The sequence below is a fragment of the Persicitalea sp. genome (genome assembly GCF_041751555.1).
GTDB lineage: Bacteria > Bacteroidota > Bacteroidia > Cytophagales > Spirosomataceae > Persicitalea.
The window spans coordinates 1-1,950 of the sequence record NZ_JBGSXF010000376.1 but is presented as its reverse complement, the minus strand read 5'-3'; the positions used below and the strand labels follow the sequence as shown (position 1 = coordinate 1,950).

At 50.9% G+C, this 1,950-nt stretch carries 2 protein-coding genes; one reads left to right on the top strand and one right to left on the bottom strand.

Going from position 1 to position 1,950, the window contains the following annotated elements; genetic code table 11:
- The coding region (locus ACEW8P_RS13395) for a histidine kinase (protein ID WP_373513582.1) at positions 1-1,396 on the top strand (1,396 nt) is incomplete at its 5' end.
- A 6-nt stretch (positions 1,397-1,402) separates the two neighbouring features.
- On the opposite strand, the gene ACEW8P_RS13390 is transcribed toward ACEW8P_RS13395, so the two are convergent.
- A partial coding sequence (locus tag ACEW8P_RS13390; protein ID WP_373513581.1) for an OmpA family protein occupies positions 1,403-1,950 on the bottom strand: 548 nt, incomplete at its 5' end.

The following is a 1,950-nucleotide window of genomic DNA, read 5'->3' as shown; positions in this document are numbered from 1 at the left end:
CTACGGCCTGTACCTGGGCGGCGTGGCTCTCTACTTTTCTACCAAAACCGACTCGCTGTTTTTTCTGGGCTACTGGGTCGGGGGGGTTCCAAAGTTCTTTACCGTGCTCAACGAACCCGTTCAGATGCTCTACACCGCGCTCTATATCCGGTTCAGCATGGGTTTATTGAGAATCAAGGACTACGATCGGCGGCTGCACCGCTTTTTGGATGTTTTCTGGAAAGCACTGGCCGTCTACGCAGTGGTTTTGATCCCGGTGTCAACCGTTGTTTGGAAAAGTGAATTCGAGGCGGGTTTGCTGGCTTTTGATCGGGTGGTGCTGCTGCTATTCACGTTGGTGATGCTGGCCAGGATAATTCAGAAAAACCGCTCGCCATTATTGAGCTATTTCTTAGTGGGAAATGCGTTTTTCCTTACGGGCGTGGTACTTTCGACCGTCCTGAGTTTGGATTTAATAGAAATCCCACTTTTTGGCTCACTTTCTCCCATCAATCACTTTCAAATTGGCGTCCTGGGCGAGATCATGTGTTTTTCGTTTGCTTTGGGCTATAACGTCCGTCTGCTGGAACGCGAACGCAATAAAAACCAAAAGGCGTACATCGCGCAGTTGCAACTCAACCAGGACTTCACGACAAATGCCAACCGTGAACTAACCGAAAAGCTGGACGAACGTACCAAGGAGGTGATGGCTATGTCGGAGGCCATGCAGGTACAAAAAGAAGCACACTTACGGTCGGAATTCGAGTTCCAGCTCGGTGAAATGGAGATGCAGGCACTACGAGCGCAGATGAACCCGCACTTTATTTTCAACAGCCTGAACACGATTCGGTACTTTGTGCTAAACAATGAAAATGAAAAGGCGAGCGACTACCTCGGTAAGTTTGCCCGGCTGCTGCGGATGGTACTACAGAATTCCCGAGAGAACACCATCCCGCTCAGTGAAGAATTGGAAGCTTTGCGTTTGTACTTAGAAATAGAAGCCCGCCGTTTCGGCGATAGCTTTCAATATCAAATCATCGTGCCCGACGACATGGATACCGATGGAATCATCGTGCCGCCGCTTCTCTTGCAACCCTTCGCCGAAAACGCCATTTGGCACGGCCTCCTGCACAGCGACAAGCCCGACAAGCAGCTCACTATCCGCATTTCAGAAGAAGAAGACGCTTGCCTGTTCCTGATCGAAGACAATGGCGTGGGCCGCGATAAAGCCCGCGATATGAAGAGCCGCTCGGCGACTAATAAAAGGTCGTTCGGGATGCAGATCACCAACAAGCGCGTGGAGCTTTTTAACAAGAATTTTTCCTCCCAAATCGAAATCGACGTCCGTGATTTGGTAAGTTCAGAAGGTGAAGTGGTCGGGACAGCCGTAGAGATTCGATATCAATTGCCAGAGTGAGCAGGGTCACATCTTCACGAACTCCACCCGCCGATTATTTGCCTTACCCTCGGGTGTGCCGTTATCGGCAGTGGGTGCAGTTTCGCCTTTACCGTCTGTCTCAAGGCGGCCTTTATCTATGCCGAACTCACTTGCCAACTTTTCCTTTACCGACTCGGCGCGTTTCTTGGATAATGCCAGATTGGCGGCCTCCTCGCCGTCGGAGTCGGTGTGGCCAATGATCTTGACCTTTACCGATGCGTTTTCCTGCAAAGTCTCGGCGATGTCTTTCAGCACAGCGTAGGATTCCGACTTGATGTTGGCCGAGTTGACGTCGAAAGTGATTCCCGTGGTAACGAATTTCCCTTCGGTGATTAGCTTGGAGCGGGTATCAGGTGCCCCGACTGCAAGGCGGATATTTGAAAGAAACATCTGATCGTCATCTTCAGACAGCTGGGAGTGTAGTCTCATGGCGTTCAGCTTAATGTCCGTCGGGAAAATACGGGGTAGGTCGAAGACTTTCAACTCATCTACGTAAACCCGTAGCCGCTGTTTCTGCCGCCACATCGCTACGT